The 2,441-nt window shown below is 72.0% G+C and carries 3 protein-coding genes; 2 read left to right on the forward strand and 1 reads right to left on the reverse strand.

Features of this window, described 5'->3' with window-relative positions; translation table 11 throughout:
* Positions 1–139: 139 nt before the first annotated feature.
* Positions 140–1,282, reverse strand: coding sequence for a glycerol dehydrogenase (locus ACOJSN_RS09455; RefSeq protein WP_420112245.1), 1,143 nt, complete (start codon positions 1,280–1,282; stop codon positions 140–142).
* 135 nt (positions 1,283–1,417) lie between these two features.
* Here ACOJSN_RS09455 and ACOJSN_RS09460 point away from each other — a divergent pair, with 135 nt between their 5' ends.
* A complete protein-coding gene (locus ACOJSN_RS09460) occupies positions 1,418–2,044 on the forward strand; it encodes an SRPBCC family protein (protein WP_420112246.1) in 627 nt (208 codons plus the stop codon).
* Positions 2,044–2,391, forward strand: a complete 348-nt coding sequence (locus ACOJSN_RS09465; RefSeq protein ID WP_420112247.1) for an ArsR/SmtB family transcription factor — start codon at positions 2,044–2,046, stop codon at positions 2,389–2,391. The genes ACOJSN_RS09460 and ACOJSN_RS09465 overlap by 1 nt, the downstream gene beginning before the upstream one ends.
* The last annotated feature ends 50 nt before the right edge of the window (positions 2,392–2,441 follow it).

Raw genomic sequence — 2,441 nt, forward strand, 5'->3', positions numbered from 1 at the left:
GTGCCGGCGGACATCCCCGTGGGGGGCGACCTCGCGGATGCCCCGATCGCCGCGGTGCCCGAGACCGCCTGAGCTGGGCACGCCCACCCGTGTGTCCCCGCGGCCCCGCCGCTCTCGACGGCGGGGCCGCGGGACGTTCTCAGTGGTGCGCCTGGTGGCGCACGGGTTCGGGGAGCGCGGCCTCCCGACGGACGCGGCGGGCGAGGCGCTCGATCGAGATGAGCGCGTCGACAAGCTCGGTGACAGAGACGTCGAAGGGCATGTTGTGGATCGTCTCGCCTTCGGCCGTCGCGGCCGTGGCCACGGTGGTGAGGGACTCGCGGTCGTCTGCGGACAAGCCCACCTCGGTGAGCGTGGTCGGCAACCCCACCCGGGTGGTGAACTCGATGAAGTCGCTGATGTCGCTCGTGGATGCGCCCTCGAGCACCAGTTGTGTTAGCGAGCCGATGTTGACCTTCTGCCCGTGCGCGAGGCCGTGCGTCTGCGGCACCGCGGTCAGCCCGTTGTGGATCGCGTGCGCGGCGGCGAGACCGCCGGACTCGAAGCCGAGCCCGGACAGCAGCGTGTTGGCTTCGACGACCTTCTCGACGGCGGGGGTCACCACTCCCTGTTCCACTGCGTCGAGCGCGGGGAGGGCGTTCTCCCACAGCACGTCCCAGGACAGCTGGGCCAGAGCGGTGCCGGTGAGCGTGGGGAGGCCGCCGGCCATCGTGGCGGCGTGAGCGGCACGGGTGGCGCGGGCCTCGAGCCACGTCGCGAGCGCGTCGCCCACGCCCGCGGCGAGGAACGCTGCGGGCGCGTTGGCCACGAGCTGGGTGTCGACCAGCACCAGGTCGGGGTTGCGCGGGAAGAACCGGTACTCCTCGAACTCGCCAGAGGCGGTGTAGATCACCGACAGCGCCGAGGTGGGCGCGTCGGTCGAGGCGACGGTGGGCACGCTGACCCAACGGATCTCGGCGAGGAACCCTGCCGCTTTGACTGCGTCGATCGTGCTGCCGCCACCGATGCCGACGACGACGTCGATCCCCTTCTCCCTGATCACCCCGACGAGCCGGTCCACCTCCGCCGCGGTGGGGACGCCGCCGAAGGTGTCCCAGACCACGGTGAGTCCGGCAGCGGACAGGGACGCCTCGACGTCGTGCGTGACCACGCCCTGCACGAAGTCGTCGGCGACCAGCAGCGGGGTGCCGCCGAGCGGCGTGAGGTACTCGCCGAGCTGGGCGAGGGCGCCGCGGCCCTGCACGTAGCGGCTCGGGCTGATGATGGTGCGCAAGCTGGACATGCGGGATCTCCTTCGATCGGGGCTCGCGCCGACGCTAGTCACGCGCTCCCGGCGCGGTCACGGAGCACTCTCATCGGGCGAGAACGACTTGACTCAGACTTGACTTATATAAGTACGCGCTTCATCATGGTTGGCATGAGCGAGACACCGATTCCGGACCACACCGTCAGCTACAGCGACCGCGACGGCCAGGACGTCGCCGTGGTCGAAGTCCTGCGCACCTACGCCGGCGACATCGCCGACGTCTGGGACGCACTCACCAACCCCGTGCGGCTGCCGCGCTGGTTCCTGCCGGTCAGCGGCGACCTCACCCTCGGCGGGCGCTACCAGCTCGAGGGCAACGCGGGCGGCACGATCACCGCCTGCGACGCCCCGAACAGCTTCGCCTCCACCTGGGAGTTCGGTGGCTTCACGAGCTGGCTCGCGGTCACCCTGACCGCAGACGGCACCGACCGCACCACCGTGCGACTGGCCCACACCGTGGCCACCGACAACGACCATTGGCGCCAGTTCGGGCCGGGCGCGGTGGGCATCGGGTGGGACCTCAGCTTCCGCGGCCTCGGGCTGCACCTGGCCACTGGCGGCGGCCTCGACCCCGAAGCCGAGCAGGCATGGGACATCAGCCCCGAGGGCGTCGCCTACATCACCGCGTGCGGCGAGGCGTGGTTCGCAGCCGACACCACCGGGGGCGCCGAGGCCGGCGCCGCGCGCGCGCGTGCCGACGCGTGCGTCACCTTCTACACGGTGGCGCCGGAGGCCTGATGCACGCCTTCGACGTGCTCGGCGACCCGGTGCGTCGCCGCATCCTGGAGCTGCTTGCCGACGGCGAAACCGCCTCGGGCGCGGTAGCCGAGATCGTGCAGGGCGAGTTCGGGATCAGTCAGCCGGCGGTCAGCCAGCACCTCAGGGTGCTGCGCGAGAGCGGCTTCGCCGCCGTGCGCCCGGAGGGGACGCGGCGGCTCTATCGCCTCGACCCCAGCGGGCTGCGGGAGGTCGACGCCTACCTCGACCGGCTCCGCACCGGATGGTCCCAGCACCTCGATGCGCTCGACCTCGAGCTCGCGCGCGGCCGGCGGGAACGGCGGCAGCAGCCGGAGCAGCCCACCTGATCGGGTGTCCCGAGTCCAGACACCCGTGGCGGGGGGGCCGCGCCCGGGGC

Source organism: Pseudactinotalea sp., assembly GCF_048594945.1.
Taxonomy (GTDB): domain Bacteria; phylum Actinomycetota; class Actinomycetes; order Actinomycetales; family Beutenbergiaceae; genus Pseudactinotalea.